Below are 25,122 nucleotides of genomic sequence, written 5' to 3'. Positions count from 1 at the left end.
CCACGACACCGAAGGAAATTCCCATGTCTGTTTTGATTAACAAGAACACCAAGGTGATCGTGCAGGGCTTCACCGGCCAGCAGGGCACCTTCCACGCCACTCAGATGATCGAGTACGGCACCCAGGTTGTTGGCGGCGTGACCCCGGGCAAGGGTGGCACCACCCACATCGACCTGCCGGTCTTCAACACCGTTGCCGATGCCGTGCAGAGCACCGGCGCCAACGCTTCGGTCATCTACGTGCCGCCGCCGTTCGCGGCCGACGCGATCCTGGAAGCTGCGGCTGCCGGCATCAAGGTCATCGTCTGCATCACCGAAGGCATCCCGGTGCTGGACATGCTGCGCGTCAAGAACGTGCTGACCCGTTCCTACCCGGACACCGTGCTGATCGGGCCGAACTGCCCGGGCGTCATCACCCCGGGCGAGTGCAAGATCGGCATCATGCCGGGCCACATCCACAAGCCGGGCAAGATCGGCATCGTGTCGCGTTCGGGCACCCTGACCTATGAAGCGGTCAAGCAGACCACCGAAGTCGGCCTGGGCCAGTCCACCTGCATCGGCATCGGCGGTGACCCGATCAACGGCCTGAACTTCGTCGACTGCCTGAAGCTGTTCAACGAAGACCCGCAGACCGAAGGCATCATCATGGTCGGCGAGATCGGCGGTGACGCTGAAGAAGCCGGCGCCGAGTACATCAAGAACCACGTGAAGAAGCCGGTCGTCGGTTTCATCGCCGGTGCGTCGGCTCCGGCCGGCAAGCGCATGGGCCACGCGGGTGCGATCGCCTCGGGCGGCAAGGGCACCGCGGAAGGCAAGTTCGCCGCGATGGAGGCCGCTGGCGTGGTCACCGTCCGTTCGCCGGGCGACCTGGGCGCTGCCATCGCCAAGCTGGTGAAATAAGATCGACTGCCTCCGGCAGACGATGCTGTAGAGCCGGCCGCTGGCCGGCTGCCTGAAACAGAAGGGCCGCCTTGGGGCGGCCTTTCTGCGTCTGGCGTGGGGCCAGATCCTTTTGCTGCGCAAAACGGATCTGACCCCGGCGTTACAATGGAAGCATTGCAACCACAGGCTGGATTCCCATGGCTTCGATCCGCATCGCGATGGCGCAGTTCGACTTCCCGGTCGGCGACGTCGCCGGCAACACCGAGCGCATCATCGAGATGATCGGCCAGGCGCGCGACGAGTACGGCGCCGAGCTGGTGATGTTCCCCGAGCTGGCGGTGAGCGGCTACCCGCCGGAGGACCTGCTGCTGCGCCCGGGTTTCCTGTACGAGTGCGAGCAGGCGTTGACCCGCATCGCCACCGCCTGCCGTGGCATCACCGCCGTGGTCGGCTGGCCGCAGGCGGCTGGCGCGGTGGTCTACAACGCCGCCAGCGTGCTGCGTGACGGCCTGGTCGAGCAGACCTACCGCAAGCGCGAACTGCCCAACTACGCGGTCTTCGACGAGCGCCGCTACTTCGACGTCGATCCGGATGGTGGCAGCTGCGTGTTCGAGGTCAATGGCATTCCGGTCGGCCTGCTGATCTGCGAGGACCTGTGGTTTGCCGAGCCGCTGGCCGACACCATGCGCGCGGGTGCGCAGCTGGTGGTGGTGCCGAATGCTTCGCCCTACGAGCGTGGCAAGCACGCGCAGCGCGACGCCGTGCTGGCCGCGCGTACCCGCGAGAGCGGGGCGGCCATCGCTTACCTCAACGTGGTGGGCGGCCAGGATGCGCTGGTGTTCGACGGTGCTTCGGTGGTGGCGGATGGTGATGGCACGGTGCACCCGGCCGCTGCTGCCTTCGTCGACCAGTGGCTGGTGGTGGACTACGACGGTGAGACCCGCCGCTTCATGCCGCATGTGTGGATGGACGACGGCGACGAGAGCATGGACGCGCTGGCCTGGCGCGCGGTGACCCGTGGCATCCAGGACTACTGCCGCAAGAACGGCTTCAGCAAGGTGTGGCTGGGCCTGTCCGGCGGCATCGACTCGGCCCTGGTGCTGGCATTGGCCGTGGATGCGATGGGCGCGGAGAACGTGACCGCCGTGCGCCTGCCGTCGCGCTACACCGCCGGCCTGTCCAACGACCTGGCCGCCGAGCAGTGCCGGGCGCTGGGGGTGAAGCTTGAGGCTGTGTCGATCGAGCCGGCGTTCAAGGGCCTGATGGAATCGCTGGCGCCGATGTTCGAAGGCACCGCGCCGGACGTGACCGAAGAGAACCTGCAGTCGCGCAGCCGCGGCGTGATCCTGATGGCGCTGGTCAACAAGTTCGGCGGCCTGCTGCTGACCACCGGCAACAAGAGCGAGTACGCGGTCGGCTACGCCACCATCTACGGCGACATGTGCGGTGGCTATGCGCCGCTGAAGGACCTGTACAAGACCGAAGTGTTCGGCCTGTCCAAGTGGCGCAATACCGTGGGCGGCGCACCGGTGATCCCGCCGGCGGTGATCAGCCGCCCGCCGTCGGCCGAGCTGCGCGAGAACCAGCTGGACCAGGACTCGCTGCCGGCCTATGACGTGCTGGACGGCATCCTGTACCGCTACATCGACCAGGAGCAGTCGCGCGGGGAGATCGTGGCCGCCGGCTACGACGCAGCCGTGGTCGACCGCGTGCTGCGCCTGGTGCGCATCAGCGAGTGGAAGCGGCACCAGGCCGCGCCGGGGCCAAAGGTCTCGCGCCGCGCGTTCGGCCGCGAGCGGCGCTACCCGATCAGCAACGGCTACAAGGGCTGAGGCAGCGCCTGGCGGGTAGTGCCGGCCGCTGGCCGGCATCAGCGGTTGGCTGAAGCCGCGGCGCGGTACGCCGAGATAGTCGTACAGCGCCGCCCAGATGCCCGGCACGCTGGCCAGCGGTGCAGTGAACATGCTGCCGGTGTCGGCGCCGTCCAGCGTGGTGGCCAGTCCGCCCAGGCACTGCTCGCGTGCCACTGCCACATGGGCGCGGCCGGCATCGCTGAGGACGCGGTCGATCTGCGGCGCGACCTGCAGCAGGCCATCGAGCAGGTACGCGTGGTAGGCGTTGACTGCCCCGGCGCCGAGAGGCGGACGAGGAAAGCAGTCGAGCATGGCTCGACTCCACAAAGAAGAAGGGCCCCTTTCGGGGCCCCCGCTTACTTCTTTTCCAGTCGCGCGTTGCGCTGGCCGGTGCTGGCGGACTTCTCGCCGGCGAACGGGTTGAGCTTGCGGATCATCCACGGGTACTTCGGCCACTTGCCTTCCAGCCACGGGTGGTCCGGCTGGTTAAGCTGCAGGACGCGGCGGGCGTCGTCGGCCAGGGTCTTGTTGCCCAGGTGGGTGTAGGAATCGGCCAGCACGGCCACGGCGTCGTACTGGAAGGCGCTCTGCGGGTAGGTTTCCAGCAGGTAGTTGGCGCGGCCCACGGCTGACACCCAGGCGCCGCGGCGCATGTAGTACAGGGCGTTGTCCAGTTCGTGCTGGGCGAACACGTCACGCAGCTCCAGCATGCGCTGGCGCGCATCGGCGGCGTAGCGGCTGTTCGGGTAACGATCCACCACGATGTTGAAGTCCGAGTACGCCTGGTGCGGCGTGGACAGATCGCGGCGGCTGGCATCCAGCGACCATACGCGGCGCAGGAAAACCGTACTGCGGTTGGAGTTGGCCAGGCCGCGCAGGTAGTACAGATAGGCAATGTTGCGGTGGGTCGGGTAGGTACGGATGAAGCGGTCGATGCTGGACACCGCGTCATCGTGCTTGCCGGCCTTGTACTGGGCGTAGGCGGTTTCGATCATCGCCTGCTCGGTGTAAGGACCGTACGGATACTGGGCCACCAGGCGGCGGAAGCTGGCTTCGGCGCCGCTCCAGTTGCCGCCCTGCATCAGCTTGTGGCTTTTCTCGTACAGTTGTTCGACCGGCACGCCTTCATCGGGGCGATCACCCTTCTTGGCGCCGCGATGGCAGCCGGTTGCGGCGATGACCAGCACCAGCAGCAGGGCGGTGAGGCGGACGGGCGCGGAGAGCATGGCGGAGCGTCGGATCATGGGGTCGAGGCGGGACGCGGCTGGAATACGAAGGGTCGATGATAGCCTAGTGTCCTGTCCAGCGACTGAAACCGGCCGCCGGGACCCCAAAATTCCAAAGAATGCCCCCTGCCATGTCTGAACAACCCTCTGAATCGGCCCGCCAGGCCATCGTCCCCGACACCGCTGCCGGCCGCCGTTTCGACGCGGTCGTCGCCGAACTGTTCCCCGAATACTCGCGCTCGCGGTTGACCGAGTGGATCAAGGCCGGTGAGGTCCTGCTGGACGGTGCCCAGGTGCGCCCGCGCGATCCGCTGCGCGGCGGCGAGGTCGTGACCCTCAATGTGGTGCTGGAAACCCAGACCGACGCGCTGCCGGAGGACATCCCGCTGGACGTGCTGTTCGAGGACGAGCACCTGCTGGTGATCAACAAGCCGGTCGGCCTGGTGGTCCATCCGGGGGCCGGCAACCACAGCGGCACCCTGGTCAACGCGCTGCTGTTCCGCGATCCGTCGGTGGCGGTGCTGCCGCGCGCCGGCATCGTGCACCGCCTGGACAAGGACACCAGCGGCGTGATGGTGGTGGCCAAGACCCTGGAAGCGCAGACTGCGCTGGTCGAGCAGCTGGCGGCACGTGACGTGCACCGTCAGTACCTGGCCATCGTGATGGGCGCGCTGGTGGCCGGTGGTACTGCCGATGCCCCGATCGACCGCCACCCGCGCGATCGCCTGAAGATGGCGGTGCGTGAGGACGGCAAGGAAGCGGTGACCCACTACCGCCTGCGCGAGCGCTTCCGGGCACACACCGCGCTGGAGTGCCGCCTGGAAACCGGCCGTACCCACCAGATCCGCGTGCACATGGCGCACGTGCGCCATCCGATCATCGGCGACCCGCTGTATGGCGGCGCGCTGAAGCTGCCCAAGGGCGCCAGCGACGAGCTGGTGGCCGCGCTGCGCGGCTTCAAGCGCCAGGCCCTGCACGCCGAGACCCTGGAGTTCATGCACCCGATCACCGGTGAACCGGTGCGCAACACCGCGCCGGTGCCGGAGGACATGCTGCACCTGATGAAGGTGCTGCGCGAAGACAGCGAAGCCTTCGCCGCCCGCGAGCGGGACCGCTGGTAATGGCGGCCGCGCTGCCGTTGCTGCAGGCCGACTGGCCGGCGCCCGCAGGCGTCCACGCGCTGACCACGCGCAGGCACGGCGCGGGCATCTCGCCGGCGCCGTTCGCGCAGTTCAACCTGGGCAACCGGCACGCGGCAGATGGTGATACCCCGGCCAACGTGGAGCACAACCGCCAGCTGCTGCAACAGGGGCTGGCGCTGCCGTCGGCGCCGCACTGGCTGCGCCAGGTGCACAGCAGCACCGTGCTGCGATTCGATGCACCGCCGGTGCCCGGCGCGAGCGAGCCGGTGGCCGACGCGGCGGTAACCTCGGTGCCGGGCGTGGTGCTGGCGATCCTGACCGCCGACTGCCTGCCGGTGGTGTTCGCCGCCGCAGACGGCAGCGAGGTGGGCGCGGCCCATGCCGGCTGGCGGGGGCTGGCCGACGGCATGCTGGAGGCCACGGTGGCCGCCCTGCAGACGCCGCCGGCGCAGCTGCGGGCCTGGTTGGGCCCGGCCGCCGGGCCGTCCGACTATGAGATCGGCGAGGAGGTCTATCACGCCTTCGTCGGCCATGATCCCGCTGCTGAGGGGGCGTTCGTCGCGACCCGTCCCGGACACTGGAAGGTGGACCTGTTCGCGCTGGCGCGGCAGCGTCTGCAGTCTGTGGGGATGGACCCGGCGCAGGTGTATGGCGGCACGGTGTCGACGATGGCCGACCCGGACCTGTATTCGCATCGGCGCGATCGTCGCACCGGGCGCATGGCGACCCTGGCCTGGATCGCGCCCTGACTCCGCCGCTGTTCGCGCGTGTGCTGGGGCCGGCCTTCGCCACCCTGGCAGGACCGGTGCAGGCGCTGCATGCCGCGCCGTTGCCGTGCCGCTACGTGGGGCAGGCCTGCATCGTGAGGGGGCGGCACTGGCTGGTGCCGCTGCTGGCTGCGTTGGCGCGGTTGCCACAGGACGGTGACGCGCTGCCCACCGAAGTGGCGTTCAACCGCTACCGGCAGGGCGAGCAGTGGGCGCGGCGGTTCGGCCGCTGGCCAATGGTGTCGCGGCTGTGGGCGCACGATGGGCATCTGCGCGAGCAGCTGGGCGCGGTGCGCTTCGAGTTCGCGCTGCAGGCCCGCGACGGTGGTATCGACTGGTCGGTGCGCCGGGTCTGGGCGTTCGGGCTGCTGCCGCTGCCGACGCGTTGGTTCGGCGGTGTGCGCTGCCGTGAAGCCTGGCAGGGCGAGCGCTACACTTTCCTGGTCGATGTGACGCTGCCCTGGGCCGGAGCCCTGATCCGCTATGAAGGTTGGCTCGAACCGCAGTGACGCTGCCGCCGAGGCTGGCAGCGCGGTGATCGTGTTCGATGGCGTGTGCGCACTGTGCAACCGCTGGGTGCGGTTCCTGCTGCGTTTCGATCGCAGGGGGCGCTACCGCTTTGCAGCGATGCAGGGGCAGAAGGGCAGCGCGATGCTGCGCGCGCACGGGCTGGATCCGCAGGACCCGATGTCGTTCCTGCTGCTGGACGCACAGGGTGCCTGGACCGATACCGATGCGATCCTGCGCGTACTTGCGGGGCTGGGCGGCGCCTGGCGCCTGGCCGGCGTGCTGCGGCTCGTGCCGCGCGGCTGGCGTGATGCGGCGTATCGCGCGCTGGCACGCAACCGCTACCGCTGGTTCGGTCGGCATGACACCTGCCATCTACCCGCACCGGAACAGGTCGCGCGGTTCCTGGACTGAAGAAAAAGGGGACGGAGGGGATTAAGTCGTTTGTGCACAAACGACTTAATCCCCTCCGTCCCCTTTTTCTTCAGCCTTCCAGCGCGTCGAGGTAGCTGCGGCGCCAGTGGTTGATGTCGTAGGTGCGCAGATGTTCCATCATCGCGTGCCAGCGTTCCTTGCGCCTGCTCAGCGACATCGTCGCTGCGGTGGCGATCGCATCGGCCACGCCGTCAAGGTCGTGCGGGTTCACCAGCAGTGCCTGCTTCAGTTCGTCGGCGGCGCCGGCCAGCAGTGACAGCACCAGCACACCGGGATCCTCCGGGTCCTGCGAGGCCACGTATTCCTTGGCCACCAGGTTCATGCCATCGCGCAGCGGCGTGACCAGGCCGACCGCCGCCGCCCGGTAGAAGCCGGTGAGCGTGGCATGGGTGAAGTTCTGGTTGACGTAGCGCAGCGGCGTCCAGTCCGGCTCGGCGTGGCCACCGTTGATGTGGCCGGCGATCTGTTCCAGTTGGCTGCGCAGCTGCCGGTACTCGGTGACATCGCCGCGCGAGACCGGCGCGATCTGCAGGTAGGTGAGCGAGCCGCGCTGGTCGGGGTGGCGCTGCAGGTAGCGCTCGAAGCCGAGGAAGCGTTCGGGCAGGCCCTTGGAGTAGTCCAGGCGATCCACGCCGATCGCCAGCTGGCGGTCCCGCAGGCTGCTGCGCAGGTTCTTCACTGCGGCCTTGGTCGCGGCGGTGCCGGCCTGGCGTGCGATCAGTTCGGTGTCGATGCCGATCGGGAAGGCCGCCGCGCGGAACCGGCGCCCACCGGGGGCTTCCAGCTCACCGTTGTCGAGCACGCGGCCACCACCGAACAGGCGCAGGTAAGTCTGGAAGCGATCGGCATCGCGCTGGGTCTGGAAGCCGACCAGGTCGTAGGCGTACAGCGCGGAGAACAACCGCAGATGATCGGGCATCGCCTGCAGCAGGTCGGCCGAGGGCATCGGGATGTGCAGGAAGAAGCCGATGCGGCAGCCGATGCCGCGCTCGCGCAGCAGTGCGCCGAGCGGGATCAGGTGGTAGTCGTGGATCCAGACGATGTCGTCCTCGCGCAACAATGGCGCGAGCTTGTCGGCGAACAGCGCATTGACCTTGTGGTAGGTCTCGCGGGTGCCGCGGTCGTAGTCGACCAGATCCAGCCGGAAGTGCAGCAACGGCCACAGGGTGCGGTTGGCGAAGCCATTGTAGTAGCCATCGACCTCGCGCTTGCTCAGGTCCATGGTGACGTAGTTGATGTCACCGTCCTTCTGCCGGTGCAGCGTGCCGCTGCCTTCCTTTACGGTCTTGCCGCTCCAGCCGAACCACAGGCCGCCGCGCTCCTTCAGGGCGGCCAGCAGGCCGACCGCCAGGCCGCCTGCGCGGTTCTCGCCGGGCACGGCCACACGATTTGATACCACGACCAGACGACTCACGATGCCTCCTGCCAGGACCGCGACAGGCGCATCGCGGCGGTGATCAGGCCGACATGCGAATAGGTCTGCGGGAAGTTGCCCCAGGCCTCGCCGGTGTCGAAGGCCAGATCCTCCGACAGCAGGCCCAGGTGGTTGCGCTGCTTCAGCAGCAGCTCGAACATCTCGCGCGCCTCGTCCAGGCGCCCGATCGCCGCCAGTGCATCGATGTACCAGAACGTGCAGATGGTGAAGCTGGTTTCCGGTTCACCGAAGTCATCCGGAGCGACATAGCGGTACAGCGAATTGCCATGCTTGAGGTCACGGCCGATCGCTTCGACGGTGGCGATGAAGCGGGCATCCATCGCGTCGATGAAGCCGATGTCGGCCAGCAGCAGCAGCGAGGCGTCCAGGCGATGGCCACCGAAGGTATCGGTGAAGTGGCCCAGCGCTTCGCTCCAGGATTCGGCCATGATGCGCGCGTGGATGGTGTCGGCACGTGTGCGCCAGTAGTGGGCGCGGTCGTCGCGCTTCAGCCGCACGGCGATCTTGCACAGGCGGTCGCAGGCGGCCCAGCACATCGCGCTGGTGTAGGTGTGCACCTCGGTGCGGCCGCGGAACTCCCACAGGCCGGCATCGGGTACGTCGTGCAGGGCGAAGGCCTGCTCGCCGAGGGGTTCGAGGCGGGCGAAGGTGTGCGCATCACCCGGGTCCTGCAGGCGCCGGTCGAAGAACAGCTGCGTGGACGCCAGCACGACGCTGCCGTAGACATCGTGCTGGCGCTGCACCCAGGCCAGGTTGCCGCGCCGTACCGGGCCCATGCCGCGGTAGCCGGACAGGCTGGGGACCTCATCTTCATCCAGCTTCGCTTCGAAGCCGATGCCGTACAGCGGCTGCAGTGTGCCGTCGGTCGTGGCCAGGTTGAAGATGTAGCCGAGGAACTGTTCCATCGTGCGCGTGGCGCCGAGGCGGTTCAATGCACGCACCACGAACGCGGCATCACGCAGCCAGCAGTAGCGGTAATCCCAGTTGCGCACGCTGCCGGGGGCTTCAGGAATGGAGGTGGTCATCGCCGCGATGATCGCGCCGCTGTCCTCGTACTGGCACAGCTTCAGCGTGATCGCACTGCGGATCACCGCGTCCTGCCATTCCAGGGGGATGGACAGGTAGCGCACCCATTCGCGCCAGTAATCGCGGGTACGCTGGAAGGCCTCCTGCACATAGCCGCTGATCGAACGGTTGAGCGATTCATCCACGCCCAGGATCAGGTGGATGGGATGGTTGAGCACGAACGGCAGGCCGTCGCGCACGAAGCGCACCGGCACGTCGGTGGTCAGCCGCAGCACGTGTTCGGGCAGCACCCAGCGCACATGGTTGCTGCCCCAGGTGGATTCCGGAACGCGTGCGCCCCAGTCCGCCAGCGGGCGTGCGCGTACGGTGATGCGCGGGCTGCCGGCCAGCGGACGCACCTGGCGGATCAGGCTGACCGGGCGGTAGAAACGGTCGTTCTGGCGCCAGCGTGGGGCGAAGTCGAGAATTTCCAGTTCGCCGCCGTGCGCATCGCGCAGCACCGTGCGCAGGATCGCCGTGTTGGTCAGGTATTCCTGCTCGCTGCTGACGAAATCTTCCAGCTCGATGGCGAAGTCGCCACCGGTCTGCTGGTTGGGGCCGAGCAGCGCACAGAAGGTAGGGTCGCCGTCGAAGGTGGGCAGGCAGCTCCAGACAACGCGGGCACGTTTGTCGACCAGGGCGCCGAAGCTGCCGTTGCCGACCACGCCCAGATCAAGATCGGGTTGGGTCATCACGCGGTACATCTCGGTTGCGGCCGTGGGGTGGCCGGGTCAATAGGCATTCTCACGCAGCCAGGCGTGCACGCTGCGTATGTCGGGCAGCGCGAACACCGCCTTGCTGGGTTCACGTTCGCCCACCAGCACGCTCCAGCCATGCTGGCCGTTGGCAGCGTCGAAGCCGAATTCGTCGGTGAGGTCGTCACCGAGGAACACCGGCAGGCGGCCGCGGAAGGGCAGGTACTGCATCATCCTCCGCACCGCACGGCCCTTGTCGCTGCCAACGGGGACGAACTCGACCACGTGGTCGCCGGGTTGCAGGCGGTAACTGGCGCGACCGCGCACGTGGCGGTCGGCGAAGGCGCGCACATCGCTGGCGGCGTGCGGCGCGCCGCGCCAGTGCAGCGCCAGGCCGACACCCTTGTCTTCCACCAGCACGCCGGGATGGCCGTGGGCGAAGCGCATCGCCTGCTGGTGCAGTGCGTGCAGCCATTCGGCGGTGTCGTCGTCGTGTTCGTCGCGCAGCACACGACCGTCCTCGCCACGCAGTTCGTGGCCATGCAGGCCGGCGGCGGGCAGCTTCAAAGGCGCGAACAGTTGATCCAGCTGCTCGAGCGGGCGGCCACTGACCAGTGCCACGGCACCTTCCAGGCGGTCGCTGATGCGGCCGATGGCTTCGCGCACATCCGGCAGCAGCTGCACGGCGTCCGGGCGTGCAGCGAATTCGATCAGGGTGCCGTCGACATCGAGGAACAACGCGCAGGCGTCATCCAGCAATGGCGGCGGCGGACGCAGGGGGAGCGGTTCAGCCATGAAGCCCAGCTTGCCAGCGTGGGCGTGTACGTGGGGTCGAGGGCAGGCTACGGATCGGGGTAGTGCCGGCCGCTGGCCGGCAACGTGACAGCCCATGGATGCACCCTGCGGTTGCCGGCCAGCGGCCGGCACTACCGGACTGGCGAATCAGAACGTATAGCGGACGCGGCCGTAGTAGTACGCACCGTTACTGCCGATCGGCGACAGCACGTCGTACGGCAGGTTGCCGAAGTAGTGGATATCGCTGTTGGATCGATCCGGATAGTTGTCGGTCAGGTTCTGCCCGCCGAGGGCCACGCTCCACTGCGGGGTGATGCGGTATTCGACTTCCGCATCCAGCTGCCACTCGGCCTGGTAGGTCTGGCGCGGGATGTAGCCGTCACCGAAGTTGAACACGCGGGTGGCGCTGCCATAACGGTTCACGCGGGTGCTCAGCGACCAGTGGTCGTTGCTCCATGCGGCCGAGAAACTGCCACGCGTGCGCGGCGTGGCATCGGTGAGCGTATTGGTCTCTTCGATGCCGAACAGCACATAGTTCGGGTTGAGCGCCTGCAGCTGCGCCGGCGTAGCCAGCACGTTCTTCAGCGTGGTCTTGGTATACGCATAGGTGCCGGTCAGCAGCAGCTGGCCATCGCCCAGCGACTGGCGCCAGTTGCTCACCAGCTCGGCGCCACGGGTGCGGGTGTCGGCGGCGTTGACGAAGAAGCTGGCGCTCTGCAGGCCGCTGACGCCGTAGTTGGCGGCCACGTAGTCGGTCAGCGCATCGCCGGTGATGCTCTCCGACAGTGCGATGCGGTCATCGATGTCGATCTGGAAGAAGTCCAGCGACAGGTCGAAATGCTCGCCGATGCGGCTGGTGAAGCCGAGCGAGGTGTTCAGCGATTTCTCTGGCTTCAGGTTCTGTGCACCCAGGCCGCGTGCGATCGGATTGTTGACCGACAGCAGGCGGCCCTGCACCAGCTGGCCACCTGCGTTGTAGCCGGTAGAGGTGGACTCGTAGCCGATCTGCGCCAGCGACGGTGCGCGGAAGTTGTTGGAGATTGCGCCGCGCAGCGCGAACGCCGGGGTGAACTCATAGCGCAGGCCGAGCTTGCCGGTCAGTTCACCGCCGAAGTCTTCGTTGTGCTCGTAGCGCGCGGCCAGGTCGGTGGAGAACTTCTCGCCGAACTGGCTGGACAGGCTGGCATAGGCGCTGGCCACATCGCGCGACAGGCGCGCCGCGTCCTGCGGGGTCAGGCCACCACCTGCCTGCGAACCGGTCGGGCGATCGGTGTACGGGCCGGCGGCGTAGCTGGCTGGGTCACCGGGACGGGTCTGGTAGCGCTCGTGGCGTGCTTCCACGCCCAGGCCCAGGGTGTGGCTGATGCTGTCGCTCTGGGTGAACACGCGGCTCAGGTCGAGGTTTCCCACGGTCTGCGCGTACGCGTAGTCGGCGGTCTTGAAGCGGGTCGGGCTGGTCGGGCCCAGCGACGCGTTGAGCGAATCACGCAGGCGGTAGGTGAAGTCGTTCTGGCCGTAATCCAGGCTGCCGTCGTAGCTCCATTCGCTCCACTGCCCGCGCACGCCGGCCACGGCCTGCACGTCGCGGTTCTCGCCCTCGGAGATCGGACGGTAGCCATTCGGATAGACCTGCTTCCAGTTGGCATCGCCATCGGGATAGCGGAAGTAGTTCGCGCCTTCGGTGTCACGCTGGTTGAAGGTACCGAACGCGTAGAACGTCGAGGTCTGGCCCACCGGAATCTCGGTGTTCAGCCACAGGTTGATGTCCTTGCTCTGGCCATCGCCCAGCACATAATTGCGCCTGCCCTGCAGCGCCAGGTTGCCCGGGGTCTGGTCCCACGGCGGAATCCGGTCAAAGCCGGCGCGGTTGGTGCCGTTGCGGTGCTTGTATTCCAGGCCAACGCGCAGGAAGCCGCCGTCTTCGCCCAGCGAGGTGCCGACCTTGGCGCTGAGGTTGCCGGTCTGGCCATCGGTAAGGGTGCGTCCGATCGGCTTGAGGTCGGTGTGGTTGGCACCGTAGCTCGCCTCGATCTCGCCGCCGTCACCGCCGTTGTCGAGGATCACGTTGATTACGCCGGCCACGGCGTCCGATCCGTACAGCGCGCCAGCGCCGTCGCGCAGCACTTCAATGCGCTTGATCGCACTGACCGGAATCGAATTGAAATCGACCGGGGTGGTGCCCTTGCCGATCTTGCTGTCGGTGTTGACCAGCGCGGTGTGGTGGCGGCGCTTGCCGTTGACCAGCACCAGCACCTGGTCCGGCGACAGGCCACGCAGCTGCGCTGCGCGCACATGGTCGGCGCCACCGGAGTTGGACTGGCGCGGGAAGTTGAACGACGGCAGCAGCGCCTGCAGCGCGCTGCCCAGCTCACCGTTGACCACGCCGGCCTTGCGGATGTCCTCGGCGGTGAGCACATCCACCGGCGAGGTGGATTCGAGCACGGTGCGGTCGGCGGCACGGGTGCCGGTGACGATCACCGTATCCAGGTTGGTGGCGTCCTGGGCCAGCGCCGGGGCGGCGGCGGTTGAAAGCGCGAGGGCGATGGCGAGGCCGAGCGGCGACGCGGGCAGGCGGGCGGACATGGGGGCTCCAGCAACAACGACGGCGGGGAAGGGGAGATAGTTTCACTTACATCCATCCGGATGAAGCGATATATTATCTTCGCGTGATGGCCGGTGCCGATGCAAGTCCCTGCCGGTCCGGCATGAGCTGATGCCCGGTTGGCATCAGCACGCCGGGCCGGTGGCGCTGTACGCTGCCGGCTCGCCTTGTCCCCTTCCCCGGAGCTGTACCGATGAAACACCTTGGCCTCGTCTTCGCCGTGCTGTTGGCCACCAGCGGCTGCGCCAGCCTCTCTTCGCAGGCGCCCAGCGCCTATGCCACGGCCACCACCGCCGAACTGAAGGGCGATGCCGCACGCCCGTTCGCCGGCCACGGCTGGGTGCGCAGCGAGCTGTACTTCGGCGTAGGCGAAGAGCAAGGCGCCGGTAACCGCCCGCAGGCCGACACCATCAGCGAGGCGCAGTGGCGCACCTTCCTGGACAAGGAAGTGACCCCGCGCTTCCCGGATGGCCTGACCGTGTTCGATGCCTATGGCCAGTGGCTGTTCCGCGGCGATGCCGCGCCCAACCGCCTGCGCACCAAGGTGCTGGTGGTGCTGCATGAGGACACCCCGCAGCGCCGCGCCGATATCGAAGCGATCCGCCTGGCGTGGAAGCAGCAGACCAGGCATCAGTCGGTGCTGTGGTCGCGGCAGCCGGTCGAGGTATCGTTCTGAGTTGAAGGTGCCGCCGCGGTGCCGCAGGGAGCAATGATGAACTACAGGGAATGCCTGCTGGGCCTGGCGCTGGCCGGCGCGCTGGCACCGACGGCGCAGGCGGAGGACGAGGGCGAAACGCTACGGTTTCAGGTGGCCGCGCATGTGCAGGCGCATGCCGATCCCCTGCAGGACGGCAGCATTGCAGTGCAGCTGTCGCCGTCGGGCAAGCGCCAGACGTTGGAGGGCACGGTGGATGCCGACGGCCATTCGCGCTGGTCGCTCGAAGATGTCGATTTCGATGGCTACCCGGAACTGGTCGCACGCGCTTCGGTGGGCATGGTCAACGAAGCGGTGGCGGTGTACCGGTTCGATCCGGCCGTTGAGGCATTCCGCGCGCTGCAGGCCGAGACCCACGGCAAGGACAGCTGCGGTGAGCTGATGGGGCTGACGGTTGACCGTCCCAGCCGCACGCTGACCAGCAGCTGCCGCAGCGGCCCGATGTGGTACACCGACCAGTACCGCTTTGCAGGCGCGACGCTCCATCTGTACCGCGCCGAGCGTGTGCTGATGCTGGGCGATACGGTGAACGCCGCGCTGCGTTGGGAGCAGACCGATGAGCAGGGCCCGCTGGCGGTCTGGCGCACCTATGATCCCGCCGGCCGAGTATTGGAAAGTGCCATTGCCGATGGCCTGGGCGCACCGCCGGATGGACCGTTGCGTGGCCAGCAGGCCACCGTGGCACCGGCACGGCTGTTCCTGTTCGACCGGCCCGGCGCATCCAGCACCAGGCGTTACCTGGTGCAGGGAGACCGCGTGGAACTGCTGGATGAACACGACGGCTGGGTGAAGCTGCGCTACCGCAACCCGAAGCAGGGCGCGGTGGTGGGCTGGATCAACGTCAACGATTGATTGATCCTCACAGCTATCAGACGCCCGGGTGTCCGGGTGACTGCTGCCTGGTGTACGTCTCGCTTGCAGGGTTGGAGTCCCCTCAATCATGGAAGAAATTTCGGATTTCTTGCATGGAGTCACTGGGTGCTCCGCCACATGATCGTGGTGCCGGCTGAAAAGCCAGTTTCTGCACGGACATTCAATGACAATGGGAATCGGTTTCGCGGCGCGACTGAAGCGGTTGCTTGGGAGAGGGAGCCCGCAGTCGGTTGCTGTGCTGACTGTGCTGATTCTGCTCCAGAGTGGGCTCCTTCAGCCAGGAGCTGCCTGGTCGAAACCAATCGCGGAACAAGCGCAGCTATCGTTCGAAGTAGCGCCGGCATCACCGGTAACGGTCTTCCTTCAACCTGACGGGAGCATCCAGGTCCAACTCCCCTCAGGCGCGACACAGCAGCTGCCACGCGCTCCATCGGAGTCGCCAGAATCTGAAACAAAGCTGAGGGCGTTGGATGTGGATTTTGATGGTCAGCTTGATCTGGTAGTGCAGATACCCGTTGGAATGGTCAATTTTTCGACACTTGTCTATAAATTCGATCGGAATCTTGGCAGGTTCATGACACTGCCCGTCATCCGGAAAGCCAGGCGAAGTTGCGGGGAGTTCGGCTGGATCGAACTGGATTCCAAGAATCAGGTGCTCCGTAGCAGCTGCCGAAGTGCCATGTGGCGTGTTGATGTATACCGTCCTTCCAACGGAGTTCTGTACCTTTATCGCTCCGAGCGTATGCTTGCGTTGCCCAAGTTGGACGGAGAAGTGCTGAGTTTGGAGGCGAGGCGGTTTGATGGCCCGCTAGCCGTTTGGACCGGCTACTCGGCGACCGCAGAGATTGAAGAGCAGGTCATCAATGACGGACTGGCTGCGCCCGACGACGGCAGCCCGCTGGTTGCGTTGACAGCCACCGTGGTACCCGCGCGCCTGTTCCTGTTCGACCAACCCGGCGCATCCAGCACCAGGCGTTACCTGGTCCAGGGGAATCGCGTGGAACTGCTGGATGAACAGGATGGCTGGGTGAAGCTGCGCTACCGCAACCCGAAGCAGGGCGCGGTGGTGGGCTGGATCAACGTCAACGATTGACGAAAAAGGGGACGGAGGGAATTAAGTCGTTTGTGCCGTTAACGACTTAATTCCCTCCGTCCCCTTTTTTTGCGGAGGCATCACTTCCTCGGGTCTAGCCTCGGACGTTCCCCCGTTCGAGGATGTATCCGATGAGCAAGCGCGTTGCCGAGATCGTTGTCGAGACCCTGCAGCAGGCGGGCGTCCGCCGCTGTTATGGCATCGTCGGCGACACCTTGAACCACGTCACCGATGCCCTGCACCGAAGTGACATCGACTGGGTGCACGTGCGCCATGAGGAAGTGGCAGCGTTCGCTGCCGGCGCCGATTCGCTGGTGAGCGGCGAGTTGACCGCCTGTGCGGGTTCCTGTGGTCCCGGCGGCCTGCACTTCATCAACGGCGTGTTCGAGAGCAACCGCAACCGTGCGCCAATGGTGCTGATCGCCAGCCAGGTGGTGACCAGTGAGCTGGGCATGGAATTCCCGCAGGAAGTGGATTTCAAGTCGGTCTATGGCAGCTGCACGGTGTTCTGCGAGCAGGTGCACAGCCCGGAGCAGGCGCGGCGCGTCGTGGCCCTGGCCTGCCAGGCGGCGATCAGCCGGCGTGGCGTGGCGGTAGTGATCCTGCCGGCCGACATCAGCCAGGCCGAGGTGAAGCACGATGTGCCGTTCTCGGTGCATTACACCCAGCCGGTGCTGCGCCCGTCCGACGCCGAACTGCAGCGCATCGCCGAGTTGCTGGGGCAGGGCAAGCGCATCGGCATCTACGCCGGTGCCGGTTGCCAGGGCGCGCACGCACAGCTGCTGGAACTGGCCCGGCGCCTGCAGGCGCCGATCGCGCACACCTCGCGCGCCAAGGACTTCGTCGAGCCGGACAACCCGTACAACATGGGCATGACCGGCATCTTCGGCATCGAGTCCGGCTTCCACACATTAATGGCGTGCGACACGCTGCTGCTGCTCGGCGCCGACTTCGCCTGGGGCCAGTTCTACCCGGACAAGGCCACCATCATCCAGGTCGACCGCGATGGCAGCCACCTTGGCCGCCGCCACCCGGTGAACCTCGGCGTGGTCGGCGATATCGCACCGACGCTGGATGCGTTGCTGCCGATGCTGCCGCCGCGCGAGGACGGCAGCTTCCTGGACGAGTGCATCGAGCATCGCGACAAGGCGCTGAAGAAGCGCGAACAGGAGGAGCAGCCGGGCGAAGGCGAATTGATCCATCCGCAGCACTTGACCGCGCTGCTCTCGAAGCACGCCAGCGACGATGCGCTGTTCACCGCTGACGGCGGCTCGCCGATGGTCTGGGTGCTGCGCCATATCCGCGTCAACGGTCGCCGCCGCACGCTGACCAGCCTGCTGCACGGCACGATGGCCAATGCAATGCCGCAGGCACTGGGCCTGCAGAAGGCCTTCCCCGGCCGGCAGGTGATTTCGCTGTCCGGCGATGGCGGCCTGGCGATGCTGCTGGGCGATCTGTTGACGGCCGTGCAGGAGAACCTGCCGATCAAGGTGGTGGTGTTCAACAATGGCTCGCTGAACTTCGTCGAGCTGGAGCAGAAGGTGGAAGGCCTGCTGGACAACTACACCGACCTGAAGAACCCGGATTTTGGCCGCCTGGCCGAGGTGATCGGCTTCCACGGCCGTACGGTGACGCGCAGCGAGGATCTGGAGGAGGCGGTGCAGGATTTCCTGTCGCAGCGCGGACCGGCATTGCTGGACGTGCACACCAGCCGCGCCGAGCTGGTGATGCCACCGCAGATCGAAGCCAAGCAGGTCGCCGGCACGGCGCTGTATGCGGCCAAGGCGGTGTTGAACGGCCGCTTCGACGATGTGAAGCATCTGCTGGTGGACAACTTCCTGAAGAAGTGAGGGGGGCGATGCAGGGCTGCGCCCTGCACCCGCCGAAACCACGGCAACCGCCGAAGCAAGGTCAAGAGCAGGTTTGCCGTGGGTCGGCGAGGTGGATCCGGCGTGTCCTGCGCAGCCCCTCCCGACCGGCCCAACTCGCAATGCCAGTCGACTAACAGTCCACTCTACCCGCGCCCAGCCGCGAGGGGCCCCGCCGTTGGCTGGAACCCCTCATTCCACTGCGGAATTGGCGCCCAGGCCCCGCTGGGCCTACCATCGGCGGTCCCCACCCCCACCGCCCCTTCCATGTCCGCTCCCGCTTCCGCCGTACCGCGTCGCTGGTTCGTCGCCGGCGACTTCAACGGCTTCTTCGGCCTGGTCGTCGACAACCTTTCCATCCTCGGCTTCATCGCCATGGCCCTGGTCGGGATCTTCCAGTTCCCCGCCGACGTGGTGTTCGGCCGCATGTTCCCCGGCACGGCCTTCGGCGTGCTGATCGGCAACCTGCTGTACACCCTGATGGCACGCCGGCTGGCCGCGCGCACCGGCCGCGACGATGTCACCGCCATGCCGCTCGGCCTGGATGCCCCGACCAGCATCGGCATGGCTCTGCTGGTGCTCGGCCCGGCGTTCCTCGCTTTCAAGCAGCAGGGCATGGACCCGCACGCGGCGGGCATCGCCACCTGGCAGCTGGGCATGGCGGCGCTGGTCATCATGGGCGTGCTCAAGTTCGTGCTGTCGTTCTTCGGTGAAGCGGTCACCCGCGCGCTGCCGCGTGCCGCGCTGCTGGGTTCCATCGCCGGCATCGCGCTGGTGCTGATGGGCCTGCTGCCGCTGCTGGAAACGCTGCGCTCGCCGCTGGTCGGCTTCACCACGCTGGGCCTGCTGCTGTATGTGCTGATCGCCAAGGGCAAGCTGCCGGTGCGTGGCCCGGGCGTGCTGCTGGCCTTCGTGTTCGGCACCGTACTGTATTACGGCCTGGGCTTGGCCGGGCTGGGTGCGCCGGGCTTTCATGTGCCGGCGTGGGTGCCGCCGCAGGTGGTGCTGCCGCTGCCGACGCTGGGCTTCCTCGACGGCCTGCCCACCGCGATGACCTACCTGCCGCTGCTGCTGCCGTTCGGCCTGCTGATGGTGGTCGGTGGCATCAACGTATCCGAAAGCGCGCGCGCAGCCGGTGACGACTACCGCACCCGCGACATCCTGCTGGTGGAAGCGGTGGCCACGCTGGTGGCCGGTGTGTGTGGCGGCGTCGCGCAGACCACGCCGTACATCGGCCAGCCCGCCTACAAGCACATGGGCGCGCGCAGCGGCTATACGCTGCTGACCGGCCTGTTCGTCGGCATCGGCGGCATGCTCGGCATCATCTCCGGGCTGGTGCAGTGGTTGCCGCTGGCGGTGCTGGCACCGATCATCGTGTACGTGGCCATCGACATCACCACGCAGGCGTTCCAGGCCACGCCGCGCCACCATGCCGGCGCGATGGTGCTCGGTTTCCTGCCGTCGGTGGCCTACCTGCTGGCGATCAAGGCACCCGGCTGGATCGCACCGGATCAGCTGCCGCAACTGCTGACCAAGCTCGACGGCCACGGCCTGCCGGAGCTGGCGGTGATCTTCACCCTCGGTAACGGCTTCATCATCACCTCGATGCTGTGGATTTCGGCGGTGGCGGCGATGGTCGACGGCCGCCTGCGCCGTGCCTGCGGGTTCCTGCTGGTGGCTGCGTTGCTGACACTGTTCGGGCTGATCCACTCGGTTGATCCGCGCGGCGGCATTTACCTGCCATGGGACCTGGAAGGATTGGCGCGCATCATCAGTTTGCAGTTTGCCGGCGCCTACGTGGCCCTGGCGGTGCTGCTGGGCCTGCTTTCGCTGCAGAAGCAGCCGGTGCAACCGCTGGGTGATCGCACCGATCATTGACCGGTGACGCCGGGCATGGCCCGGCGCTACCGCTCCTTCCACTTCTGGTGCTCTGTAGAGCCGAGCCTGCGCTCGGCTGCTCTGAGCCGAGCATGGCTCGGCCCTACAGGGGCGTGTTGCAGGCGGCGAATGATCACGGCGCGCTCTGCCGGCCAGCGGCCGGCACTACCGTTCGGCGTCCAGCTCCGGGTAATGGCGGAAGATGCCATTCGTGTTGAACGTCAGACGTCTTTCCGAGGCCAGATAGGCGGCGATGTTCGGCCGCTTCGCCACCCGCGCCTGCAGCGCGCGCAGCAGCGGCAGGGTGGACGCCAGTGCCTGCATGCGGCGTGGAAACATGTAGTCCAGCCCACTCAGCAGCTGGAACAACGACAGATCCACGTACGAATGCTCGCGCAGTGCATGGCGGCCACCGTTGGCGGCCAGCACCCGTTCGAAGTAGCCCAGGAACTTCGGCAGGCGCTCGCTGCGCAGCGACGCGGCACGCGCCTTGGCCTCGGTCTTCTGCGCTTCGTAGTACTTCGATGCGGCAATCGGATGGTGGGTGTCATGCACCTCGGCCACCAGATCCGCGATGGTCAGCTGCAGTTGCAGCGCCTGCATCCGCCGCGATGCGGCCTGCGGCACCAGATCCAGCGTCGGGCCGAGGAAATCCAGGATCGCGGCAACCTGCGCAATGACCTGGCGACCGGCCTTCAGGAACGGCGGCGCGAAGGGCTGCGGGCCCTCGCTGTGGCCCTCCAGGAACGGCTGCATCACCGCATCACCGTGCACCCGCGCCATGTCGATGTAGTCGGCGCCGGCGTCTTCCAGCGCCAGCCGCACGAACTCGCCCCGGCCCTGGATGCCGGTCCAGTAATACAGCGCGTACTGCATGGCAGTGTCTCCGCAGGACAAGGCCCCCAGCCTCGCGCGCGGCATGCAAAGCAGGCGTGAGCGCGGCTTTGGCGCAGGGCGAAGCCTAACGGCAGCGGAACAGGCGGGGAACCGGCTGGAACCGGTGGGGTCACACCTTCTCCATGCGTGTGAAACGAGGTGCTGCATCATGCAGACTGCAAAGGCGGTATGGCCCTGGGTGCTGGGTGTGGTGGTGATCGGCGGCGCGGGCGGTTGGTTGTTCCGCGATCAGCTGAAGCACCTGGCAGATGGTGTTTCGGTGCCGGTGCAGTCAACTCCCGTCAGCACCAGCGCAGCGCCACAACCGCAGGCGGCCGCGAAACCCTCGCCAGCACCGCCGCCGATCAGGCATCCGCTGGATACCGAGGCCGCCGCCGACCCGGCGCTGCCGAAACTAGCTGACAGCGATGCCGCGGCCTGGGGCGCGCTGAGCCAACTGTTCCAGGGCGAGGGGCCGCTGACCCTGCTGCTGCGCGATCACGTGATCCAGCGCCTGGTCACCCAGGTCGACAACCTGGACAAGCCAAGCGTGCCGCCGACGGCGCTGGCCGCACGGCCGCTGCCGGGCAACCTGCAGGTCGAGCCTGGCGAGGGCGGGGAACGCATCGCGGCAAGCAACTCGGCACGTTACGCGCCCTATGTGCAGGCGTTCACTGCGCTGGATCCGGCGGCAACGGCTACCGCGTACAAGCGGTTCTATCCGCTGATCCAGCAGGCCTATGTGGACCTGGGCCGACCCGACGGATATTTCAATGATCGCCTGGTCGCGGTGATCGACCATCTGCTGGAGACCCCGGAACTGGCGCAGGCGCCGTTGGTGCAGCGTGATGAGCGCGGTCGCTACCGCTTCGTCGATTCCACCCTGCAGTCGCGCTCGATAGGCCAGAAGGCGCTGTTGCGCATGGACGCCCCGCAGGCGCGGGCAGTCAAGCAGCAGTTGCGGGCGCTCCGCTCTGCGATCACCCGCTGAACCGGTCCACTGCGCCGAACTGATCGGGATCAACGCGCCGACCACACCCGTTCCGGCATGCTGGCCGCAGGCTGACTGGCCTCGGGGTGCAGTCGCAGCCACCCTTGAAACGGGGTGGGGCAACCGCATCTTCCCAGCATCGCCGGCGCGGGCCGGCCCTGATGACCGATGAGGATTCGCAATGCGGATGGACAAGCTCACCTCGCGTTTCCAGCAGGCGCTGGCAGACGCACAGTCGCTGGCCGTGGGCCGCGACAACAGCATCATCGAACCTGTTCACCTGTTCAGCGCGCTGCTGGACCAGCAGGGCGGCAGCACGCGCCCGCTGCTGGCCCAGGCCGGGGTGAACGTGCCGGTGCTGCGCGAGCGCCTGTCCGAGGCGCTGGACGCGCTGCCCAAGGTGTCCGGCCAGGCCGGCAACGTCTCGATGGGCAATGACCTGGGGCGCCTGCTGAACCAGACCGACAAGCTGGCCCAGCAGCACGGTGATGCCTTCATCGCCAGCGAGTGGTTCGTGCTGGCGGCGCTGGAGGATGGTGGCACGCTGGGCATGGCGCTGCGCGCCGCCGGTGCCGACAAGACCCGACTGCAGGCGGCCATCGACAAGCTGCGCGGCGGCGAGAACGTGCAGTCGGAGAATGCCGAGGAACAGCGGCAGGCACTGGAGAAGTACACCATCGACCTGACCGCGCGTGCCGAGAGCGGCAAGCTCGACCCGGTGATCGGCCGTGACGAGGAAATCCGCCGCACCATCCAGGTGCTGCAGCGTCGGACCAAGAACAACCCGGTGCTGATCGGCGAGCCCGGCGTGGGCAAGACCGCGATCGTGGAAGGGCTGGCCCAGCGCATCATCAACGACGAAGTACCCGAAGGCCTGCGCGGCAAGCGCGTGCTGTCGCTGGACATGGGCGCGCTGATCGCTGGGGCCAAGTTCCGCGGCGAATTCGAGGAGCGCCTGAAGGGTGTACTCAACGACCTGGCCAAGAACGAAGGCCAGATCATCCTGTTCATCGATGAGCTGCATACCATGGTCGGCGCGGGCAAGGCCGACGGTGCGATGGATGCCGGCAACATGCTGAAGCCGGCGCTTGCACGCGGCGAGCTGCACTGCATCGGTGCGACCACGCTGGACGAATACCGCAAGTACATCGAGAAGGACGCTGCGCTGGAGCGCCGCTTCCAGAAGGTGTTCGTCGGCGAACCCACGGTGGAGGACACCATCGCGATCCTGCGCGGGCTGAAGGAAAAGTACGCCGTGCACCACGGTGTGGAAATCACCGACCCGGCCATCGTCGCCGCCGCCACGCTGTCCAACCGCTACATCACCGACCGCCAGCTGCCGGACAAGGCCATCGACCTGATGGACGAGGCTGCCTCGCGCCTGCGCATGGAGATCGACTCCAAGCCGGAAGAACTGGACCGCCTGGAGCGCCGGGTGATCCAGCTGAAGATCCAGCGCGAGATGCTGAAGAAGGAGAAGGACGAGGCCTCGCGGCAGCGCCTGGCCGACCTGGAAAACGACATCGACGGGCTGGAGCGCGAGTTCTCCGACCTCAATGAAATCTGGAAGTCGGAGAAGGCCGCGCTGCAGGGCGCCACCAAGATCAAGGAACAGGTCGAGCAGGCCAAGCTGGAACTGGAAGCTGCGCAGCGCCGCCAGGATTTCGCCAAGATGAGCGAAATCCAGTACGGCCTGTTGCCGCAACTGGAGAAGCAGCTGGCCGCCGCGCAGGAAGCCGAGCACAAGGACTTCAAGCTGGTACAGGACCGCGTGACCGACGAGGAGATCGCCGAGGTCGTATCGCGCTGGACCGGCATCCCGGTCAACAAGATGCTCGAAGGCGAGCGCGACAAGCTGCTGCGCATGGAAGAGGTGCTGCACAACCGCGTGGTCGGCCAGGAGGAAGCGATCAAGGTCGTCTCCGATGCCGTGCGCCGCTCGCGTGCAGGCCTGTCCGATCCGAACCGTCCGGCCGGCTCGTTCCTGTTCCTCGGCCCGACCGGCGTCGGCAAGACCGAACTGTGCAAGTCGCTGGCCGAGTTCCTGTTCGACAGCGCCGACGCGATGATCCGCATCGACATGAGCGAGTTCATGGAGAAGCACAGCGTCGCCCGCCTGATCGGCGCCCCCCCGGGTTACGTCGGCTACGAGGAAGGCGGCTACCTGACCGAGGCGGTGCGTCGTCGCCCGTATTCGCTGATCCTGCTGGACGAAGTGGAGAAGGCGCATCCGGATGTGTTCAACATCCTGCTGCAGGTGCTCGACGATGGCCGCCTGACCGACGGCCAGGGCCGCACCGTGGACTTCCGCAACACCGTCATCGTGATGACCTCGAACCTGGGCTCGCACCAGATCCAGGACATGAGCGCCGACGACAGTCCGGAGGCCTACACGCAGATGAAGGCGGCGGTGATGGGCGTGGTGCAGGCGCACTTCCGTCCGGAGTTCATCAACCGCCTGGACGACATCGTGGTGTTCCACCCGCTGGACAAGCAGCAGATCAAGCAGATCGCGCGCATCCAGATGCGCGGGCTGGAGAAGCGCCTGGCCGAGCGCGGGTTGAAGCTGGCGGTCTCCGATGCGGCGTTCGATCTGCTCGGCAACGTCGGGTTCGATCCGGTGTATGGCGCGCGACCGCTGAAGCGCGCGATCCAGTCGCAGCTTGAGAATCCGCTGGCGCAGCAGATCCTGTCCGGTGCCTTCGTCAACGGTGACACCATCGAAGTCGGCAACGACGGGGGACGCCTGGTCTTCGCCAAGGCCTGAACCGGTGGCGCGCCTGCCATGGCTGGCGCGCCACCAACGCCTCAGCAAGGCACAATGATCCCGTTTCACTTTCGCAAGGACGAGGAGAACCGCATGGACGTTACCCGCAGCGTTTCACTCTGCATGGCGCTGGCGCTCGCCGCAGTTGCTGGACACGCCGCAGCCGTCGAACAGGTCCAGCTGCCGCCCATGAAGGGTTACCAGCAGGCCCACCAGAGCACCGACGCACAAGGCAACCGCATCACCGAGTACGTGCCGCAGGGCCAGACGGTGCAGGACTGGACCGACATGGTCACTGTCAACGATGCGCCGAACAGTGGCCATGTGAGTCCGCGCGAGTTCCTCGGCATCATCGAGGCGGGGTGGCGCATGGCCTGTCCGGCCGCGCAGAGCCACTGGATCCGCGAAGGCGAGGAGGGCGGACGGCCATTCGCGCTGCTGATGCTCAGTTGCCCGCTGAACCCCGGCACCGGCAAACCGGAGTTCACCTGGATCAAGGGCATGCAGGGCAGGCAGGGCTTCCACACCGTGCAGAAGTCGTTCCGCGCCGAACCGGAGAAGGACGACGTCGTGCAGTGGATCGGCTGGCTGCGCGAGGTTGGCTTGTGCGGCAGCGGCGACGCCCCGGCCTGCCGCTGATCGCAGCAGAAGAGGGCGC

General features: G+C 66.9%; 20 protein-coding genes and 1 pseudogene. 14 read left to right on the top strand and 7 right to left on the bottom strand.

The genetic code is table 11. The annotated features are described in order from the left end of the window. Positions 1-23: 23 nt before the first annotated feature. Together sucD and ACMGRF_RS14035 are read left to right on the top strand one after the other, a co-directional pair. Positions 24-899, top strand: coding sequence for a succinate--CoA ligase subunit alpha (sucD, locus tag ACMGRF_RS14040; RefSeq protein WP_005418610.1), 876 nt, complete (start codon positions 24-26; stop codon positions 897-899). Positions 900-1,078: 179 nt separating this feature from the next. After that, positions 1,079-2,713: an NAD+ synthase gene (locus ACMGRF_RS14035; protein ID WP_414485324.1), complete on the top strand. Its 1,635-nt coding sequence runs from the start codon at positions 1,079-1,081 to the stop codon at positions 2,711-2,713. Between the two features lie 24 nt (positions 2,714-2,737). On the opposite strand, the pseudogene ACMGRF_RS14030 reads toward ACMGRF_RS14035, so the two are convergent. Both ACMGRF_RS14030 and ACMGRF_RS14025 read right to left on the bottom strand, forming a co-directional pair. Continuing rightward, positions 2,738-3,010 (bottom strand): annotated as a pseudogene (locus ACMGRF_RS14030) (lipase); the annotation flags it as partial. Between the two features lie 80 nt (positions 3,011-3,090). Continuing rightward, complete coding sequence (locus tag ACMGRF_RS14025) at positions 3,091-3,978, bottom strand: outer membrane protein assembly factor BamD (RefSeq protein ID WP_032960726.1); 888 nt, start codon at positions 3,976-3,978, stop codon at positions 3,091-3,093. A 113-nt stretch (positions 3,979-4,091) separates the two neighbouring features. On the opposite strand from ACMGRF_RS14025, the gene rluD reads away from it, so the two are divergent. From rluD to ACMGRF_RS14005, 4 genes are read left to right on the top strand one after another with little or no spacing between them, the layout of a single operon-like run. After that, complete coding sequence (gene rluD, locus ACMGRF_RS14020) at positions 4,092-5,081, top strand: 23S rRNA pseudouridine(1911/1915/1917) synthase RluD (protein ID WP_080354703.1); 990 nt, start codon at positions 4,092-4,094, stop codon at positions 5,079-5,081. Beyond that, the gene (pgeF, locus tag ACMGRF_RS14015; protein ID WP_049416936.1) at positions 5,081-5,851 is read left to right on the top strand and encodes a peptidoglycan editing factor PgeF; all 771 of its coding nucleotides are present in this window, start codon (positions 5,081-5,083) and stop codon (positions 5,849-5,851) included. Before rluD ends, pgeF begins: the two co-directional genes overlap by 1 nt. 20 nt (positions 5,852-5,871) lie before the next feature. Then, positions 5,872-6,378 (top strand): DUF4166 domain-containing protein, encoded by a 507-nt coding sequence (locus tag ACMGRF_RS14010; protein WP_049416934.1) that lies wholly within the window; start codon positions 5,872-5,874, stop codon positions 6,376-6,378. Then, positions 6,353-6,790 (top strand): thiol-disulfide oxidoreductase DCC family protein, encoded by a 438-nt coding sequence (locus tag ACMGRF_RS14005; protein WP_099495927.1) that lies wholly within the window; start codon positions 6,353-6,355, stop codon positions 6,788-6,790. The genes ACMGRF_RS14010 and ACMGRF_RS14005 overlap by 26 nt, the downstream gene beginning before the upstream one ends. A 70-nt stretch (positions 6,791-6,860) precedes the next feature. On the opposite strand, the gene otsA is transcribed toward ACMGRF_RS14005, so the two are convergent. From otsA to ACMGRF_RS13985, 4 genes are all read right to left on the bottom strand, one after another. After that, positions 6,861-8,225, bottom strand: a complete 1,365-nt coding sequence (otsA, locus tag ACMGRF_RS14000; protein ID WP_180879737.1) for an alpha,alpha-trehalose-phosphate synthase (UDP-forming) — start codon at positions 8,223-8,225, stop codon at positions 6,861-6,863. Beyond that, positions 8,222-10,003: a glycoside hydrolase family 15 protein gene (locus ACMGRF_RS13995; protein WP_049411744.1), complete on the bottom strand. Its 1,782-nt coding sequence runs from the start codon at positions 10,001-10,003 to the stop codon at positions 8,222-8,224. The genes otsA and ACMGRF_RS13995 overlap by 4 nt, the downstream gene beginning before the upstream one ends. A gap of 39 nt (positions 10,004-10,042) precedes the next feature. After that, the gene (gene otsB, locus ACMGRF_RS13990; protein ID WP_049411740.1) at positions 10,043-10,801 is read right to left on the bottom strand and encodes a trehalose-phosphatase; all 759 of its coding nucleotides are present in this window, start codon (positions 10,799-10,801) and stop codon (positions 10,043-10,045) included. A gap of 147 nt (positions 10,802-10,948) precedes the next feature. Further along, positions 10,949-13,384, bottom strand: coding sequence for a TonB-dependent receptor plug domain-containing protein (locus tag ACMGRF_RS13985; RefSeq protein ID WP_049436030.1), 2,436 nt, complete (start codon positions 13,382-13,384; stop codon positions 10,949-10,951). Between the two features lie 212 nt (positions 13,385-13,596). Here ACMGRF_RS13985 and ACMGRF_RS13980 point away from each other — a divergent pair, with 212 nt between their 5' ends. The 5 genes from ACMGRF_RS13980 (at position 13,597) to ACMGRF_RS13960 (ending at position 19,830) form a co-directional block, all read left to right on the top strand. Next, positions 13,597-14,079: a DUF3574 domain-containing protein gene (locus ACMGRF_RS13980; protein WP_414485323.1), complete on the top strand. Its 483-nt coding sequence runs from the start codon at positions 13,597-13,599 to the stop codon at positions 14,077-14,079. Positions 14,080-14,115: 36 nt separating this feature from the next. Next, positions 14,116-14,970: an XAC2610-related protein gene (locus ACMGRF_RS13975; RefSeq protein ID WP_049436034.1), complete on the top strand. Its 855-nt coding sequence runs from the start codon at positions 14,116-14,118 to the stop codon at positions 14,968-14,970. A 184-nt stretch (positions 14,971-15,154) separates the two neighbouring features. After that, the gene (locus tag ACMGRF_RS13970; protein WP_239666628.1) at positions 15,155-16,084 is read left to right on the top strand and encodes an SH3 domain-containing protein; all 930 of its coding nucleotides are present in this window, start codon (positions 15,155-15,157) and stop codon (positions 16,082-16,084) included. A 131-nt stretch (positions 16,085-16,215) separates the two neighbouring features. After that, positions 16,216-17,934, top strand: coding sequence for a thiamine pyrophosphate-dependent enzyme (locus ACMGRF_RS13965; protein ID WP_180879731.1), 1,719 nt, complete (start codon positions 16,216-16,218; stop codon positions 17,932-17,934). 285 nt (positions 17,935-18,219) lie between these two features. Beyond that, positions 18,220-19,830, top strand: coding sequence for a hypothetical protein (locus tag ACMGRF_RS13960; protein WP_099494611.1), 1,611 nt, complete (start codon positions 18,220-18,222; stop codon positions 19,828-19,830). A 165-nt stretch (positions 19,831-19,995) separates the two neighbouring features. Here the strand turns inward: ACMGRF_RS13960 and ACMGRF_RS13955 are convergent, their stop codons facing one another. After that, positions 19,996-20,706, bottom strand: coding sequence for a glutathione S-transferase (locus tag ACMGRF_RS13955; RefSeq protein WP_099494610.1), 711 nt, complete (start codon positions 20,704-20,706; stop codon positions 19,996-19,998). A 169-nt stretch (positions 20,707-20,875) separates the two neighbouring features. Here ACMGRF_RS13955 and ACMGRF_RS13950 point away from each other — a divergent pair, with 169 nt between their 5' ends. The 3 genes from ACMGRF_RS13950 to ACMGRF_RS13940 all read left to right on the top strand — a co-directional run bounded on the left by ACMGRF_RS13950 (position 20,876) and on the right by ACMGRF_RS13940 (position 25,103). Then, positions 20,876-21,697 (top strand): DUF3014 domain-containing protein, encoded by an 822-nt coding sequence (locus ACMGRF_RS13950; RefSeq protein WP_099487608.1) that lies wholly within the window; start codon positions 20,876-20,878, stop codon positions 21,695-21,697. 181 nt (positions 21,698-21,878) lie between these two features. Continuing rightward, positions 21,879-24,464 carry an ATP-dependent chaperone ClpB gene (gene clpB / locus ACMGRF_RS13945; RefSeq protein ID WP_049412116.1) on the top strand — a complete coding sequence of 862 codons (2,586 nt, stop codon included), beginning with the start codon at positions 21,879-21,881 and terminating at the stop codon, positions 24,462-24,464. 93 nt (positions 24,465-24,557) lie between these two features. Next, positions 24,558-25,103 carry a hypothetical protein gene (locus tag ACMGRF_RS13940; RefSeq protein ID WP_238378509.1) on the top strand — a complete coding sequence of 182 codons (546 nt, stop codon included), beginning with the start codon at positions 24,558-24,560 and terminating at the stop codon, positions 25,101-25,103. Positions 25,104-25,122: the final 19 nt, after the last annotated feature.

The organism is Stenotrophomonas sp. EMP41, from assembly GCF_047495535.1.
Classification (GTDB): domain Bacteria; phylum Pseudomonadota; class Gammaproteobacteria; order Xanthomonadales; family Xanthomonadaceae; genus Stenotrophomonas; species Stenotrophomonas sepilia.
This window is presented reverse-complemented; position numbering and strand designations above follow the sequence as displayed.

Coding starts and splice junctions, on each gene's coding strand:
- sucD (WP_005418610.1), top strand. CDS start 24: ATGTCTGTTTTGATTAACAAGAACACCAAGGTGATCGTGCAGGGCTTC.
- ACMGRF_RS14035 (WP_414485324.1), top strand. CDS start 1,079: ATGGCTTCGATCCGCATCGCGATGGCGCAGTTCGACTTCCCGGTCGGC.
- ACMGRF_RS14025 (WP_032960726.1), bottom strand. CDS start 3,978: ATGATCCGACGCTCCGCCATGCTCTCCGCGCCCGTCCGCCTCACCGCC.
- rluD (WP_080354703.1), top strand. CDS start 4,092: ATGTCTGAACAACCCTCTGAATCGGCCCGCCAGGCCATCGTCCCCGAC.
- pgeF (WP_049416936.1), top strand. CDS start 5,081: ATGGCGGCCGCGCTGCCGTTGCTGCAGGCCGACTGGCCGGCGCCCGCA.
- ACMGRF_RS14005 (WP_099495927.1), top strand. CDS start 6,353: ATGAAGGTTGGCTCGAACCGCAGTGACGCTGCCGCCGAGGCTGGCAGC.
- ACMGRF_RS13995 (WP_049411744.1), bottom strand. CDS start 10,003: ATGACCCAACCCGATCTTGATCTGGGCGTGGTCGGCAACGGCAGCTTC.
- otsB (WP_049411740.1), bottom strand. CDS start 10,801: ATGGCTGAACCGCTCCCCCTGCGTCCGCCGCCGCCATTGCTGGATGAC.
- ACMGRF_RS13985 (WP_049436030.1), bottom strand. CDS start 13,384: ATGTCCGCCCGCCTGCCCGCGTCGCCGCTCGGCCTCGCCATCGCCCTC.
- ACMGRF_RS13980 (WP_414485323.1), top strand. CDS start 13,597: ATGAAACACCTTGGCCTCGTCTTCGCCGTGCTGTTGGCCACCAGCGGC.
- ACMGRF_RS13975 (WP_049436034.1), top strand. CDS start 14,116: ATGAACTACAGGGAATGCCTGCTGGGCCTGGCGCTGGCCGGCGCGCTG.
- ACMGRF_RS13970 (WP_239666628.1), top strand. CDS start 15,155: ATGACAATGGGAATCGGTTTCGCGGCGCGACTGAAGCGGTTGCTTGGG.
- ACMGRF_RS13965 (WP_180879731.1), top strand. CDS start 16,216: ATGAGCAAGCGCGTTGCCGAGATCGTTGTCGAGACCCTGCAGCAGGCG.
- ACMGRF_RS13960 (WP_099494611.1), top strand. CDS start 18,220: ATGTCCGCTCCCGCTTCCGCCGTACCGCGTCGCTGGTTCGTCGCCGGC.
- ACMGRF_RS13955 (WP_099494610.1), bottom strand. CDS start 20,706: ATGCAGTACGCGCTGTATTACTGGACCGGCATCCAGGGCCGGGGCGAG.
- ACMGRF_RS13950 (WP_099487608.1), top strand. CDS start 20,876: ATGCAGACTGCAAAGGCGGTATGGCCCTGGGTGCTGGGTGTGGTGGTG.
- clpB (WP_049412116.1), top strand. CDS start 21,879: ATGCGGATGGACAAGCTCACCTCGCGTTTCCAGCAGGCGCTGGCAGAC.
- ACMGRF_RS13940 (WP_238378509.1), top strand. CDS start 24,558: ATGGACGTTACCCGCAGCGTTTCACTCTGCATGGCGCTGGCGCTCGCC.